This window comes from Marivita geojedonensis (assembly GCF_002115805.1).
GTDB classification, from domain to species: domain Bacteria; phylum Pseudomonadota; class Alphaproteobacteria; order Rhodobacterales; family Rhodobacteraceae; genus Marivita; species Marivita geojedonensis.
Map to the genome: position 1 here is coordinate 69,251 of NZ_JFKC01000016.1, position 14,661 is coordinate 83,911.

The window sequence follows — 14,661 nt, forward strand, 5'->3', positions numbered from 1 at the left end:
ATCAGACCTCAATCGTCTTGGGGCGACGGCGTTCGAACCAGATCACGATCAGAAGCCGGGTGACAAAAATGGCAGTGAAGACCGAGGTGAGAATCCCAAGGCCAAGCGTGATGGCGAAGCCGCGCACCGGACCGGAGCCCATCACGAACAGGATCACAGCCGTGATGAACGTGGTGATGTTGGCGTCCAGAATGGCCGACAGTGCCTTTTCGTAGCCAAGTTCAATGGCACGCGCCGGGCCTTTGGCGGTTTTCAACTCTTCGCGGATCCGCTCGAAGATCAGCACGTTGGCATCCACAGCCATACCGACCGTCAACACGATCCCGGCGATCCCCGGGAGTGTGAGCGTCGCGCCGATCAGGCTCAGCAGGCCGAAAATCAGCCCGATATTGATGACCAGTGCGATATTCGCAAACACCCCGAACAGGCCATAGCTCAGCGCCATGAAGGCCAGCACCCCGACGAAGGCAACCAGCGTGGCGATGCGCCCTGCATCGATACTGTCCTGACCAAGCTCTGGACCGATCGTGCGCTCCTCGAGAAACTCAAGACCGGCGGGCAAGGCCCCTGCCCGCAGAAGTACCGCGAGTTGCGTGCTTTCCTCGACAGTGAAATTGCCCGTAATGATACCCGATCCACCGGGAATGTGGCTTTGGATCACGGGCGCGCTGATCACCTCTTCGTCCAGCACGATGGCGAAAGGATTGCCGATATTCGCGGCGGTATAATCCCCGAACTTGCGCGCGCCTGTTGGGTTGAACCGGAAGTTCACCGCCGGGCGCCCGTTCTGATCGAACGAGGGCTGCGCATCGACAAGCTCTTCGCCGGTCACGACCGGGGCCTGTTCGAGCACATAGAAGATGCCGTTTTCATCCAGCGACGGCAGCACTTCGTTGCCCACACCCGGAGATGTGTTCGCATCATCGCTGCGGCCGATCACCGGCTGGAAGGTCAGCTGTGCGGTGGTGCCGATGATTTCCTTCAGCTCTGCCGCCGACCCGATGCCCGGCACCTGGATCAGAATACGGTCGCTGCCCTGACGCTGGATCGTCGGCTCGCGTGTGCCGACCTCGTCAATCCGGCGACGGATGATTTCAAGGCTCTGCTGCATGGTGCGCTCATCGGTGGCGATCTGTTCCGCCTCCGACAGGGTCACGACGATGTCGGACCCATCCGCCACCACGTCCAGATCGTTGCTCATTGCACCGGTCAGCGACACCACCGGCTGAGCCAGTCCGCGCACCAGTTCCAGCGCACGCTCCATGCCTTCAGGCTGCGAAATACGGACGCGCAATTCGCCTTCGGCAGAGGGTTGCAGACGGATCGTACCCACCGTGTCGCGCTCGGGGCGCAGCACATCACGCACCTCGGGCCAGAGCGCTTCGAGCCGCGCCGCATAGACGTCCTGCACCTGCACTTCCGCCAGAAGATGCGCCCCGCCCCGCAGGTCGAGGCCGAGATTCACCAGGCCGGACGGCAGAAAGGACGGCCAGCCGGACACTTGCTCCAGAAGCTCGGGTGACTCGCCCGACAGCTCGATCGCGGCGACCGCGTCATTGTGCTGCTCGACGCGCGGGTAAAACAGGTTGGGCAGCGCCAGCACCAGTCCCACCGCCACGGTGGTCCAGATCAGAAGGCGCTTCCAGAGGTCGATCTGAAGCATGAGTGAACGGTCCGATGCGGCAGGAGAACGGGATCAGGTGTTGGCGGGTTCGGTCTTGGAGACAACCTGAGCGATGGTGTTCTGTACCACGCGCACCTTGACACCGTCGGAAATCTCGACGTCCAACTCGTTGTTTTCCTTGACCTTCACAACTTTGCCGATCAGGCCACCCTGAGTGATGACAACGTCGCCACGGCGCAGGCCTTCGACCATTTTCTGATGTTCTTTCATCTTTTTCTGCTGCGGACGGATCAGCAGGAAATACATGATCGCGAAGATCAGAATAAGCGGGACGAACTGGGCAATTGCGTTGCCTTCCATGGGCGTGCTCCTTGAAGATTGCGGGGCACACCCCCGCTTTGTCTGGTCGCAAATTTGCGCGGAACCTATGTTGCCAAGTCAGGCTTTGCAAGGCGGGATGACTGTCGGCCCTTGCGTCCGCTCAGCGCGCCAAAAGCGGTCGACCGCTTTTGCAAAAATCGTTGAAGATTTTTCGCGCCGATACTTTTGCGACGAACGGCGTTTCGCCCTACATCTTATCCGATGCGTACACTTGTGACTTGCTTCCTACTGCTCTGGGCAACGGCTGTTTCCGCTCAGGACCTGCCGGTTCTGCCCGCAAGCGACCATGCGGCGTGGCAGGCTGTCGGGCGGGTCAACGCTGCCGGATACCGCAAACGTGAGATGTGTACGGGCACGCTGATTGCGCCCGACAAGGTTCTGACCGCCGCGCATTGCGTTTCGGGCACCGACGGGCTGGGTCCGCATGCCGAGGACTTTACCTTTGTCGCAGGCTGGCTGCGGGGCACCGCCGCCGACAGCGTCGCGGGCGCGTCCATCTGGGTCCATCCCCGCGCCTATGCCGAAGGGTTGCTGGACGTGCGCTTCGACGTGGCGATCCTGACACTCGAGCGCCCCTCCCGGATAACGCCGCTGCCGCTTGCGGCGACGGACACAGTCGGCCCGTATGGCATCTTGGGCTATTCGACCCGCCGCCCGCATATGCTGGGCGCGGCCTTCGACTGTGACGGTCGGATCACTGCGGCGCTCCTGCGCTTGGATTGCCCCGTTCGCCCGGGAAACTCCGGCGGCCCCGTGCTTTCCAGGGACGGAGACAGGTGGGCCGTAACAGCTGTCATAAGCGCCATGGGCCAGAGCGGCGCATTGGCGGTCCCGGTGTCGCGGCTCATGCAGCGCTGACCCCCTACCAAACCTCGGCATTCCGGTGCATAAGGCCGCGCATTACAATTGCGAGTCAGAAGGACCAGACCCATGCATGACATCCGAGCCATCCGCGAGAACCCTGCCGCTTTTGACGCGGCACTGTCGCGCCGTGGGTTGGAGCCGGTCTCGTCCGAGGTGCTGCGCATCGACGAGGCCCGCCGTGCCGCCATTCTCGAGGCCGAGACCGCGCAGGCCGATCAGAACAAGGCCGCCAAGGAGATCGGCAAGGCAAAGGCATCGGGCGACGAAGCCGCATTCGAGCGCCTGCGCGAAGAGGTGGCCGCCAAGAAAGCCGCCGTTGCAGAGATGCAGACCCGCGCCAAGGAACTGGATGAACAGCTGACCGAGATGCTGGTGGGCCTGCCCAACCTGCCCTTCGACGATGTACCCGATGGCGCCGATGAAGCCGACAACGTGGAAATCCGCCGCTGGGGTACGCCGCGCGAATTCGATTTCCAGCCGAAGGAACATTTCGAGATCGCCGGCGTTCTTCCCGGAATGGATTTCGAAACCGCTGCCAAGCTGTCGGGGTCGCGCTTCGTCGTGATGTCGGGTGCCGTGGCGCGGGTACACCGGGCCCTGGCGCAATTCATGCTGGACACGCACATCACCGAGAATGGCCTCACCGAGACGTGGACCCCGGTCCTTGTCCGTGACGAAATGATGTACGGCACGGGCCAGCTGCCGAAATTCGGTGAGGACAGCTACCAGACGACCAATGGCTGGTGGCTGGTGCCGACTGCCGAAGTGACGCTGACCAATATCGTCAACGGTGTAACGGTCGATGAAGACTACCTGCCCCGCCGCTATGTCGCGCATACCCAGTGCTTCCGCTCCGAAGCGGGCAGCGCCGGGCGTGACACGGCCGGGATGCTGCGTCAGCACCAGTTCGAAAAGGTCGAAATGGTATCGATCACCCACCCGGACAAAAGCCGAGAAGAGCTGGACCGCATGACCGGCTGCGCACAGAGTATTCTTGAAAAGCTCGGCCTGCCCTACCGCACCGTGGTGCTCTGCACCGGTGACATGGGCTTTGGCGCACGCCGCACCCATGACATCGAGGTCTGGCTGCCCGGTCAGAACACCTATCGCGAGATCAGCTCGGTCTCGGTCTGCGGCGATTTCCAGGCCCGCCGCATGAACGCGCGGTTCAAGCCCGCAGGCGGCGGCAAGCCCGAGTTCCTGCACACGCTGAACGGATCAGGCCTTGCCGTCGGGCGCTGCCTGATCGCCGTACTGGAGAACGGTCAGCAGGCCGATGGGTCCGTCACCCTGCCCGAGGCGCTGCATCCATGGCTCGGCGGCAAGACCCGCATCACCGCTGACGGAGGAATGGCATAGGCATGGCACGGCTCTGGGCAGGTCTGGTTCTCATCGCCGCGCTCGTCTTCGCGGCGTCACCGTGGTTCACTCAGGGCTTCAACGGGTTCGAGCCTGACCAGTTCCCGGTTCCGCAGGACAACCCGCCGGTGCAGCCTGCCGGCTACGCGTTCTCTATCTGGGGGCTGATCTACCTTTGGCTCATCGTGGGTGCGGGTTTCGGGCTGCTCCGTCGCAGCGATGACCCGGACTGGACGGCCATGCGTCCTCCACTGGTTCTCAGCCTCGCCATCGGCGCAACCTGGCTGCCGGTGGCGAACGTCTCACCGGTTGCAGCAACGGTGCTGATCTGGGCGATGCTCGCAAGTGCCTTTCTCAGCCTGTTCCGGGTCGGCGACACCGACCGCTGGTTCCAGCAGACCCCGGTGGCGATCTATGCGGGCTGGCTGACAGCGGCATCCTCGGTGTCCGTTGGCCTTCTGCTGGGCGGATATGGCGTGCTCAGTGGCAAATGGTCCGCCATCGTGGCGCTGTCCATCGGGCTGGTGATCGCTCTGGTCGCCCAATACCGGCTGCACCGCGCACCGGAATACGGGATCACGGTTATCTGGGCGCTGATCGGGGTGATCGTGGCCAACACGGGTCCGGTGAATGTCGCGGTTGTCGGGTTGTGCGTTCTGGGAATCATCGCGATCCTTGCGCTGCGCGGCACCGACACCGAATAACCCCGCAAACTGAAAGGGCCCCGGAAATCCGAGGCCCTGCACACAAGGGGAAGCTGATCGGTTACGAGGCGATCAGGGCGGCCTCCTGAGCGGCTGTCAGCTCTTCCATGCTGACCGCGCCATCGTCATCGGTGTCGATCTCGGCGAACAGATCGTCGGTCATGTCCGGATAGGCCACGGCCAGTTCTTCCATCGAGTAGCTGCCATTGCCGTCAGCGTCTTCAACGGTGACATTGGCGTGGGCCACACCTGCTGTCAGAAGCAGGACCGTCCCAAAGGTTGCAACCACGTTCTTCATGTTCTTGAACACTCCACTGCGGACATTGCCGCAAACAACGGCTCGCTGCCGTCAGCGCTGATGTAGCAACCGCATACGGGCGCACAAGAGATTGAAATATTGCCGTGATCGCAAATGAGCGGAAGGGCGCCTGTGCCGGAAATCCGACTGCAGCACCATCGTTTCCGTCAACGGAAACGGACGGATGCGTCGACGCATCCGTCCCTTCGGATCACCCCATCGCGCGCAGGCGTTTGATCAGGCTGGATGTGTCCCAGCGCCCACCACCAAGCTTCTGCACATCCTTGTAGAACTGATCGACCAGCGCCGTCACCGGCAGCGATGCGCCAACCTCATCAGCCGTATCCAGGCAGATGCCCAGATCCTTGCGCATCCAGTCGACGGCGAAGCCGTGATCGAACTTGTCGTCGATCATGGTCTCATAGCGGTTCGACATCTGCCACGACCCGGCCGCTCCCTGGCTGATCACCTCGACGACAGCACGGCCATCCAGCCCTGCCTTTTCGGCAAAATGCAAGGCTTCGCTCAGACCCTGCACCAGACCCGCAATTGCGATCTGGTTGCACATCTTCGTCATCTGACCCGCACCGCTCTCCCCGATGCGGCGGCAGATTCGGGCATAGGCATCGATGATCGGCTCCGCCTTGTCATAGGCCGGCTGGTCTCCGCCACACATCACGGACAGCACGCCATTTTCCGCCCCGGCCTGACCGCCGGAAATCGGCGCATCTACAAAGGCGATCCCCCTGTCGGATGCGGCATCATAAAGCTCCCGCGTGACTTTCGCGGACACCGTGGTGTGATCCACGAAAATACTGCCGTCGCCCATACCCGCAAAGGCGCCGTCCTCTCCGACGCACACGCTGCGCAGATCATCGTCATTGCCCACGCAGGACATCACGAACTCACACCCCGCAGCCGCCTCCCGCGGGGTCGCTGCGTGGGACCCGCCATATTCGGCGGCCCATGCTTCGGCCTTGGCCGCTGTGCGGTTGTAAACGGTCACCTCGTGACCGGCCTTCACCAAATGGCCCGCCATCGGATAGCCCATGACGCCCAAACCCAAGAATGCCACCTTTGCCATGCCGCGTGCTCCCTCTCAGTTCTCTCACGGTAAATCTCTGCCGCCTTTACCTGACGCTGCACCGCCCCCTTGGCAAGGGGCTGCGTGTTCGGTAGGGGCTTTCTGGGCTCCGCTTCGGGGCGTTTCGTGTTGAAAGGTAAAGGCGACGTGGCGCTGATTTTCAGAGCATTGGTCTGGCTGACGACTGCCCTGCTCGGTCTGTCGGTCATCACCGTTGTGACGGTCTATTACCTCGCCTCGCGCTCACTGCCGGACTACGACAAGACAATCGCCGTTCCCGGCCTGACGGGGGATGTAGAGATCGTTCGGGACAATTCCGGTGTCCCGCATATCTTCCCCTCGTCCGACCGGGATGCGTTCTTTGCCCTCGGCTATGCCCATGCTCAGGACCGGCTCTGGCAAATGACGCTGATGCGCCGAACCGCGCAGGGGCGTCTTTCAGAGCTGTTTGGCCCGCGCACAGTGGAAACCGACAAACTGCTCCGTCGCCTCGACCTCTACCCCCGCGCGGTGCAGTCGGTCTCGTCACAGGATGCGCGCACGCTCGACGCGCTCGAAGCCTACGCCGCCGGTGTCAACGCCCGGATCACCGAAATCAACCGCGACAGCCTTGGCCGCGGCGCGCCCGAGTTTTTCGTGTTCAACGCGCCGCTTGCCCCTTGGCAGCCTGCGGATTCGATCGCGCTCGTGAAACTGATGGCGCTGCAACTGTCCAGCCACCTGAAGGAAGAGGTGCTCAGAGCGCGCACATCGCTGCTGTTGCCCGACGAAAACCGACTGGCCGACCTTCTTCCCGACATCCCCGGTCAGGGCGTGGCCGCGCTGCCCGAATACGCGTCACTGGTGCCCGCCATACCGGACACGACGCGTTTCGCCGAAGCGCGTCCTGAACCGCCCTTCTGGCCAGTGGCCGACCGTGGCCTGGCCGGCGCGTCGAATGCCTGGGCCGCAGATGCCTCGCGCTCGGCCACCGGATCGACGCTGATGGCCAATGATCCGCACCTCGAGTTCACGGCCCCGGCAACCTGGTACCTCGCACGACTGCAACTGTCGTCCGGCGGTGTCATCGGTGCGACCATCCCCGGCATTCCGGCAGTCATGGCGGGGCGCTCCGAATCCATCGCATGGGGCGTGACCTCGTCCTATCTCGATGATCAGGACGTGTTCATCGAAGAAATCAACCCGGACAATCGCGAGCAGTACCGGACGCCGAACGGATTCAAGGACTTCGCCACCCGGCGCTCGATCATCGAGATCAAGGATTCCGAGCCGGTCACGCTCACTCTGCGCTGGACGGACAATGGACCGGTGCTGCCGACAACCCAGTTCGATCTCGGAACGATCACCCCACCCGGCCATGTCACGGCGCTCAGCTGGACCGCACTCAGCGCGCGGGACACTTCGATGTCGGCGGCCATCGGACTGATGTATGCCCAATCGGTGAACGAGGCCCTTGAGGCATCGAAAGCCTACATCGCGCCGTCCCAGAATGTCACCGTCATCGACGCCAACAGCATCGCAATGAAACTCGTGGGCGCCATGCCCCGACGCGACGCCGCGCACCAAAGCCAGGGCCGGCTGCCCAGCCTCGGATGGCGGGCCGAGAACCGCTGGCAGGGCGTGTTCCCCGACGATTCGAACCCGGTTTTCCTAAACCCGACCGGTGGCATCGTCGGCAACACCAACAACAAGATCGTCGACCGCCCCTTCCCGCTGCATGTCAGCTTCGACTGGGGCGACAGCCAGCGGGTCATGCGATGGCAGGGGCTGATGCAGGGCCGCGAGGTCCACACCCGCGACAGCTTTATCGAAGCGCAACTCGACACCGTTTCGATCACCGCTCGCGCGCTTCTGCCGCTGATTGGCGCAGACCTGTGGTTCACCGGCGAGGCCGCGCCTGATGGCACACCGGAACGACTGCGCCAGCGCGCGCTTGAGCTGCTCGCAAACTGGAACGGCGAGATGAACGAGCATCTTCCCGAGCCGCTGATCTACACCGCCTGGCTGCGGGCCTTGCAGGAACGCCTGATCCGCGACGATCTTGGCCCCCTTGCATCCGAATTCACCCGCGTCGAACCTCTGTTCATCGAACGCGTCTACCGGGATGTCGCCGGCGCCAGCGCGTGGTGCGATATCCTGCGCTCTGCCGCCGAGGAAACCTGCACGGACATTGCCCGTCTTGCTCTCGACGACGCGCTGATCTGGATTTCCGAGACCTACGGAACGGCGCTGGAATCCCTGCGCTGGGGCGACGCCCATCAGGCCACCCATGACCATCCGGTACTGGGCGATGTCCCGATCCTGCGCTACTTCGTAAACATCCGGCAAAGCACCTCTGGTGGCGACCACACGCTGATGCGCGGGCGCAGTTCAGGGGAAGGACCGAACCCGTTCCTGAACGTCCACGGTGCAGCCTATCGCGGGGTGTATGATTTTGCCGATCCTGACAGTTCGGTTTTCATTCTTTCCACCGGCCAGTCCGGTCACTTCCTGTCGCGCCATTATGACAACCTTGGCATCCTGTGGCGGCGCGGAGAATATATTCCGATGTCGCTGGACGCCGATCTGGCCCGCGCGGCCTCGGTGGGTGTCACGCGTCTGGTGCGGGAATAAACCTGTCTCAGCGCCAACTGATGTCAGAGCGTTTCGAACTGCCGCGCGTCCTTTGCTGACCAGCGCACACGCAGCGTGTACCCGGTCTCGTCCTGGGTCTCTTCCTCGACAAGACCCTTGTCGAACAGCCACGCCCGTTTCCGACCCTCGCCGAACTCCAGATGCACGCTGTCTTCCCGCCGCTCCCCTTCAAGCGCCGCGTTGACTGCGGACAGAAGCGGCTCCAAACCTTCGCCGGTCAGTGCGGACGTGGCAAAGACCGCGGGATCACGGTCAGCCCGTGCCTGCGCGGCGCTCCGGTCCTCAGCGTCCATCGCGTCGATTTTGTTCCAGACCTCGATCATCGGCGTGGTGTCGGTTACGCCCAGTGATGACAGGATGTCGTGCACATCCTTTGCCTGTTCCTCGGTCTCCGCATGGCTGATGTCGCGGACATGCAGAATCAGATCCGCAGCCAGAACCTCTTCCAGCGTGGCGCGGAACGCGGCCACCAGTTCGGTGGGCAGATCACTGATGAAACCCACCGTATCCGAAAGGATCACCTCAGGGCCATCGGGCAGCCGGACCGCCCGCATGGTTGGGTCGAGCGTCGCAAAAAGCATGTCCTTGGCCATGACTTCGGCCCCGGTCAGCCGGTTGAACAGCGTGGACTTGCCAGCGTTGGTGTACCCCACCAGTGCAACAATCGGATACGGCACCTTGGCGCGGGCCGCGCGATGCAGGCCACGGGTCTTGACGACTTTGTCCAACTGCCGGCGCAGACGCACAAGCTGGTCGTCAATGGCGCGGCGGTCGGCCTCGATCTGCGTCTCACCGGGACCGCCGACGAATCCCAATCCACCGCGCTGCCGTTCAAGGTGCGTCCACGCCCGCACAAGACGCGTCCGCTGATAGCTGAGCGCCGCCATCTCGACCTGTAAAACCCCTTCCCGGGTTGCCGCTCGGTCACTGAAGATTTCGAGGATCAGCCCGGTCCGATCAAGAAGTTTGACCCCCCACGCTTTCTCGAGATTGCGCTGCTGCACCGGGGTCACCGGGCCATCGACCAGGACCAGTTCGATTTCCTGCTCTTTGAAGACCGCCGCAAGCTCGTCGATCTTGCCGCTTCCGAACAGCGCGCCGGGTTGCGGTTTGGGAAGTCGGACAACGTCGCTGCCAATCACGTCTAGCCCCGGGAGGGCTGCCGCCAATGCCACAGCTTCGGCCAAGGCCGGTTGTGCCGCACGCCGGGTGCGGTCACTGGTGATGTCGGGATGCAGGACCCAGGCCCGGGTCACATGCGCCTTGTGTTCTTTCAAGCTTCGCCTTCGCCGTCGTAAAGATTGATCGGCTGGGCTGGCATGATCGTCGAGATGGCATGCTTGTAGACAAGCTGGGACTGTCCATCGCGACGCAGAAGCACACAGAAATTGTCAAACCAGGTGATCACGCCCTGCAATTTGACACCATTAATCAGAAATACGGTCACGGGCACCTTGGTTTTGCGGACGTGATTGAGAAACGCGTCCTGAAGGTTCTGCTTATCAGATGCCATAAAAATTGCCTTTGTTCTTGCTCTTGTCGCGCCGATGCAGGTGATTTGGCCTCACTATGTCGCGGGGTTCACGTAAATTCCAGAGGAAAAACAAGGAATTTCCGTATCCAGCCTGGAAAGGCTCAGTCGCGCCAGAGATCCGGCGTCAAAATAACCACAAGCGCCAGCATTTCCAATCGCCCCATCATCATCGCCAGTGACAGGATCACCTTCGGTCCGGGCCCCAGTTCCAGCAGCGTCAAGCGGCCCGCCTCGACGACGCTGATCAGCGGCCCGCAATTGGACAGGCTGGCCACGGCAAGCACAAGTGACTGCTCGAACGGGATGTTGAACGCCGCCAGCGCCACCGTTGTCGCCGCCAGAGTGATCGCGAAGATCATGAAGAACACCCAGGCAATGAACGCCCCTTCGCGCCGCGTGCGCCGTGACACGAGCCCCGAACGCCCCACCGAAGACGGATGCACCAGCCGATCCACCTCGCGCATCCCGTTGACGATCAGCGCAAAAACCCGAAGCAGTTTGACCCCGCCCGCTGTCGTCGCCACGCCGCCACCGATCAGTGCCAACCCCATAAGGATCAAGCCGGGCGTATCCAGCCCCGACCAGGCCTGCGCGTCCACCCAGTCGACACTGGAAAAACCATGTGTTGTCAGAAAAGACAGAACCGTAAAAGCCGACCCCCAGAAAGCGCGCGCGGCGGCGGTAAAGTTGTTCTGGTCGCCGATATCCAGAGCCGCCACGAAATGGCGCAGAAGCAGCAGAAGCGGCACGAGCAAAACGATGGCCAGCCCCAATCGGAACTCCGGATCGTAAAACAGTCCGGATCTCTGGGCCGAACTGCTGTCCTGCGAAAATGTCATCCGCGACAGGGCAAACAGCAGGAATACGGCCATGATCGCCTCACCGGCGATACCGCTTCCGCCCCCGGCGGGTCCACCCACCGGCGAAATCCCCGAGGTGGCCATCACGCTCATCGCATGGGTCAAAGCAACAAACGGTGTGTCGCCGACCACCAGCAGAAGCACCCAGAGCGCCAGCGTCAGCAACGCATAGGTCGGCGCCAGCACCGCCGCGCTGCGCGCCAGCCGGCTTGCCGGGTTCGACGTATCACGGCGCGCCGCGCCCGCCACGACATCCTGTCCCGGCTCTCCCAGAGAGGTCACTTCGAACCCGCCAAGGTTCAGCGGGGCAAGAATCGCCGCAGCCGCGACCCACATGAGCAACCCGCCCATCCAGCCCACCTGCGCGCGCCACAGATGCTCGGCCATCGACAACCGTTCCGGCGCAAAAAGCGGCAGGCCGGTTGTCGACAGGCTCGACACCATTTCGAGATAGGCATTGAGGAAGCTCGTCGTCTGGACCGCCTCATAGAACGGCACCGCAAGAACCGCGGGCACGATCACAAAGCTGCCCAGAAGCGCCATCAACTGCCGGATCGCATTGCGGTTGTGCGGCCGGTTGGCCAGCGCAAGCCCGATGAGCGTACAGAAGATCAGCCCAACCAGCCCCGAATAGAAGAACGACCGCGCATCGTGGAAGGCCTCGGCCCAGAGCGCCACCGCCGCCGGAACGATCATCGATGCCGACGCCAGACCCGTCAGCAGCAACAACAGCGGCAGGCGATAGAGCAGCGCCATCGGATCAGAAGAAGTCGATCGACACCTGAAGCAGGCGTTCGACCTCCGGCACGTCCTTGGCCAGCGTGAAGAGAACCACCTGATCCCCCTCCTCGATCACCATCGCTCCGGTCGGACGCTTGACCTTGCCCGCCTTGCGCACCGCGCCGACGATCACGCCTTCCGGGAAATCGATGTCGCGCAGCTTCTGGCCCGCCATCGGCGAGGTTGACAGCACCTCCGCCTCGATCACCTCGGCCTCGGCATCGCCAATGGAATAGACCGCGCGCACACGCCCATGCCGGAAGTGGCGCAGGATCGAGCTGACCGTGACCGAGCGCGGGTTGATATAGGCGTCGATCCCCAGCGGCTCCATCAGCGGCTCCAGCGTCGGATCGTTGATCAGGGCAATCGCCATGCGGCAGCCTTCGGACTTGGCCCGCACCGCCGCCAGCATGTTGGTCTTGTCGTCATCGGTCACACAGAGTACCGCATCCGCGCGCTCGATATTGGCCTCTGACAAAAGCGACACGTCCAACCCGTCGCCATTGAGGACAATCGTCCGCTCCAGCGCCTCAGCCGCGCGTTCCGCGATCTTGCGGTTGCGCTCGATCACCTTGACGCGCACCCGGTCGGCGCGCTGCTCAAGCTCTCTGGCGACCATCAGACCCACATTGCCGCCGCCGACAATCACCACCCGCTCCTGCTTGCGATGGGTCTTGCCGAAAATCTCCAGCGTCCGGCGCACGTCCTCGTTATGGGCCATCACATAGCAGGAATCGCCCGCGAACAGCTGGTCTCCCGATTCCGGTGCAAAGAGCGTACCCTCACGGCGGATGCCCACCACGATGCTCCGCAGGGTCGAGAACAGGTCCGTCAACTGCTTCAGCGGCGTGTTCACGATCGGGCAGTCGTCGTCGATGGTCAGACCCATCAGCGCTGCCTCGCCATCGAGAAACTTTTCCGTGTCAAACGCCGCCGGCGCGTTCAGCCGCTGCAATGCCGCCTCCGCCACCTCCATCTCGGGGCTGATCACCACGTCGATGGGCATGTGATCGCGGCGGTAGAGATCGGAATAGATTGCCGTCAGATAGGATTTCGAGCGCAGCCGCGCGATCTTGCGCGGGATCGAGAACACCGAATGCGCCACCTGACAGGTCACCATGTTGACCTCGTCCGAATAGGTGGCGGCAATGATCATGTCCGCGTCGCGCGCGCCCGCCTGGTCCAGCACATCCGGATAGGACGCGAACCCCGCGATCCCCTGCACATCGAGCGCATCGGTCGCCCGGCGCACCAGTTCGGGGTTGTTGTCCACAACGGTGACGTCATTACGCTCCCCCGAGAGGTGCCGCGCGATCTGCCAGCCGACCTGACCTGCTCCGCAGATGATAACCTTCATGTCCCGCAGCCCGACGCCGGGCCCCTTGGCTGTGTCGCAGCCTTCTCAATGGCAGAGGTCCGGGATGGGGTCAATTGCGCAGGACATGGCGCCATGCCACCGGACCCCGCCTGTGGCATACGGCACCGGCGCCGCACATGGGGGGCGGCGCGGGCACTGATACAAACCGGTTGGGGCTGTCGCCCCGGAGAACGCTTTACTTGTCTTTCTTCCGCACCGTACGCATCACGACGATGTGGATCGCGGCAACCGCACACAGAAACGCGGCAATGGCCATCGGGTTTTCGAAAATCATACTCATGGAAAGGCTCCTGAAAGATGTAAAATCTCCCCCTGCCTAACCACTGTTGCGGGCGAGAATTTGACCCTTGAGCGCCCATTCTGTGCGGCAGATCCCGTTTTCAGCGCCTTTCGTGGCAAAACTTTGCGGATGCGGAAGGGCTCCATTTTGCGAAAGTCACAGCGCTCACCCGCCATGTGCCATCCCAAAGCCATGCGTCCAGCAGGACGACGCGCGCGGGGACGATCCGACCGTCGACTCCCCGGATGTATCCCGCCCCCCACCAAATCGCCGTCACTCCGCACAACATCGACACGCCGTGCATTGCCGACGCGCGCGGGGACGATCCGCCCGTCGAGTCCCTTGATGTATCCGAAGCCGGTAGGGTGCGTGCTCGCACGCACCATGTCTCCAACCAAATCGCCGCCACTCAACACACTATCGACTTGCCGCGTATCGCCGACGCGCGCGGTGGCGATCCGACCGTCGAATCCCTCGATTTATCCCGGCCACATCCGAATAAGATCAAAGCGGAGCACTGGCCCAACCAAATCGCCGCCGCGTGGGGGCGCGTCGGCGATGCGCGGCGGGCTGCGCCCGCTGTTTCGCGCGGATGCCAAAGTCTATGTCCAAAATTCTTCAATTTAATTATAGAATCCTAGAGAGTTCATTCATTATCTTTGATGTCATTGCTTCCGTTGACCTCAAAGTGAGAAATCGCATCCAATCGCCTAGCATATTCTGAACCAATTGACTCAACTCGGTCATGTATTTGCAAGCCTCTCATGTCGTCAAAATGCTTTTTTCCAATCCAATGCTCTAGTGCATTTTTGGGATCACTATGTTGTCGAGAAGTTGATGAAGCATCAATCTCAGAAATAATGTCCAAAAGCTTCCTAGGC

General features: G+C 62.3%; 13 protein-coding genes. 4 read left to right on the forward strand and 9 right to left on the reverse strand.

Annotated features, from left to right (window positions below):
- Position 1: 1 nt before the first annotated feature.
- Entirely contained in the window at positions 2-1,663 is a 1,662-nt protein-coding gene (gene secD / locus MGEO_RS14735; protein WP_085639371.1) for a protein translocase subunit SecD, read from the reverse strand.
- A gap of 33 nt (positions 1,664-1,696) precedes the next feature.
- Positions 1,697-1,984: a preprotein translocase subunit YajC gene (gene yajC / locus MGEO_RS14740; protein ID WP_085639374.1), complete on the reverse strand. Its 288-nt coding sequence runs from the start codon at positions 1,982-1,984 to the stop codon at positions 1,697-1,699.
- Positions 1,985-2,206: 222 nt separating this feature from the next.
- Between yajC and MGEO_RS14745 the strand changes: the two genes are divergently transcribed.
- The 3 genes from MGEO_RS14745 to MGEO_RS14755 all read left to right on the forward strand — a co-directional run bounded on the left by MGEO_RS14745 (position 2,207) and on the right by MGEO_RS14755 (position 4,932).
- Positions 2,207-2,863 carry a trypsin-like serine peptidase gene (locus MGEO_RS14745; RefSeq protein WP_085639377.1) on the forward strand — a complete coding sequence of 219 codons (657 nt, stop codon included), beginning with the start codon at positions 2,207-2,209 and terminating at the stop codon, positions 2,861-2,863.
- Positions 2,864-2,935: 72 nt separating this feature from the next.
- The gene (serS, locus tag MGEO_RS14750) at positions 2,936-4,228 is read left to right on the forward strand and encodes a serine--tRNA ligase (protein WP_085639380.1); all 1,293 of its coding nucleotides are present in this window, start codon (positions 2,936-2,938) and stop codon (positions 4,226-4,228) included.
- 2 nt (positions 4,229-4,230) lie between these two features.
- On the forward strand, positions 4,231-4,932 hold the full coding sequence (locus MGEO_RS14755) for a hypothetical protein (protein WP_085639384.1): 702 nt from the start codon (positions 4,231-4,233) through the stop codon (positions 4,930-4,932).
- Between the two features lie 61 nt (positions 4,933-4,993).
- Here MGEO_RS14755 and MGEO_RS14760 read toward each other — a convergent pair whose 3' ends face one another.
- Positions 4,994-5,230 carry an EF-hand domain-containing protein gene (locus MGEO_RS14760; RefSeq protein ID WP_085639387.1) on the reverse strand — a complete coding sequence of 79 codons (237 nt, stop codon included), beginning with the start codon at positions 5,228-5,230 and terminating at the stop codon, positions 4,994-4,996.
- Positions 5,231-5,441: 211 nt separating this feature from the next.
- Entirely contained in the window at positions 5,442-6,314 is an 873-nt protein-coding gene (locus tag MGEO_RS14765; protein WP_085639390.1) for an NAD(P)-dependent oxidoreductase, read from the reverse strand.
- A gap of 147 nt (positions 6,315-6,461) precedes the next feature.
- Between MGEO_RS14765 and MGEO_RS14770 the strand changes: the two genes are divergently transcribed.
- The gene (locus MGEO_RS14770) at positions 6,462-8,927 is read left to right on the forward strand and encodes a penicillin acylase family protein (RefSeq protein ID WP_085639393.1); all 2,466 of its coding nucleotides are present in this window, start codon (positions 6,462-6,464) and stop codon (positions 8,925-8,927) included.
- 23 nt (positions 8,928-8,950) lie between these two features.
- Here MGEO_RS14770 and hflX read toward each other — a convergent pair whose 3' ends face one another.
- The 5 genes from hflX to MGEO_RS21420 form a co-directional block, all read right to left on the reverse strand.
- Entirely contained in the window at positions 8,951-10,204 is a 1,254-nt protein-coding gene (gene hflX, locus MGEO_RS14775; protein ID WP_085639412.1) for a GTPase HflX, read from the reverse strand.
- Positions 10,205-10,221: 17 nt separating this feature from the next.
- Complete coding sequence (gene hfq, locus MGEO_RS14780) at positions 10,222-10,461, reverse strand: RNA chaperone Hfq (RefSeq protein WP_085639396.1); 240 nt, start codon at positions 10,459-10,461, stop codon at positions 10,222-10,224.
- A 122-nt stretch (positions 10,462-10,583) separates the two neighbouring features.
- The gene (locus tag MGEO_RS14785) at positions 10,584-12,098 is read right to left on the reverse strand and encodes a potassium transporter TrkG (RefSeq protein ID WP_085639399.1); all 1,515 of its coding nucleotides are present in this window, start codon (positions 12,096-12,098) and stop codon (positions 10,584-10,586) included.
- Positions 12,099-12,102: 4 nt separating this feature from the next.
- Positions 12,103-13,479: a Trk system potassium transporter TrkA gene (trkA, locus tag MGEO_RS14790; RefSeq protein WP_085639402.1), complete on the reverse strand. Its 1,377-nt coding sequence runs from the start codon at positions 13,477-13,479 to the stop codon at positions 12,103-12,105.
- A 947-nt stretch (positions 13,480-14,426) separates the two neighbouring features.
- Positions 14,427-14,661 (reverse strand): hypothetical protein (locus MGEO_RS21420; protein WP_233139936.1); only part of this gene is annotated, 235 nt, incomplete at its 5' end.

What these genes read in the sequence shown, in the direction of transcription:
- yajC (WP_085639374.1), bottom strand. Translation starts at nt 1,984, where the DNA reads ATGGAAGGCAACGCAATTGCCCAGTTCGTCCCGCTTATTCTGATCTTC.
- MGEO_RS14785 (WP_085639399.1), bottom strand. Translation starts at nt 12,098, where the DNA reads ATGGCGCTGCTCTATCGCCTGCCGCTGTTGTTGCTGCTGACGGGTCTG.
- secD (WP_085639371.1), bottom strand. Translation starts at nt 1,663, where the DNA reads ATGCTTCAGATCGACCTCTGGAAGCGCCTTCTGATCTGGACCACCGTG.
- MGEO_RS14755 (WP_085639384.1), top strand. Translation starts at nt 4,231, where the DNA reads ATGGCACGGCTCTGGGCAGGTCTGGTTCTCATCGCCGCGCTCGTCTTC.
- serS (WP_085639380.1), top strand. Translation starts at nt 2,936, where the DNA reads ATGCATGACATCCGAGCCATCCGCGAGAACCCTGCCGCTTTTGACGCG.
- MGEO_RS14745 (WP_085639377.1), top strand. Translation starts at nt 2,207, where the DNA reads ATGCGTACACTTGTGACTTGCTTCCTACTGCTCTGGGCAACGGCTGTT.
- MGEO_RS14765 (WP_085639390.1), bottom strand. Translation starts at nt 6,314, where the DNA reads ATGGCAAAGGTGGCATTCTTGGGTTTGGGCGTCATGGGCTATCCGATG.
- hfq (WP_085639396.1), bottom strand. Translation starts at nt 10,461, where the DNA reads ATGGCATCTGATAAGCAGAACCTTCAGGACGCGTTTCTCAATCACGTC.
- MGEO_RS14760 (WP_085639387.1), bottom strand. Translation starts at nt 5,230, where the DNA reads ATGAAGAACGTGGTTGCAACCTTTGGGACGGTCCTGCTTCTGACAGCA.
- trkA (WP_085639402.1), bottom strand. Translation starts at nt 13,479, where the DNA reads ATGAAGGTTATCATCTGCGGAGCAGGTCAGGTCGGCTGGCAGATCGCG.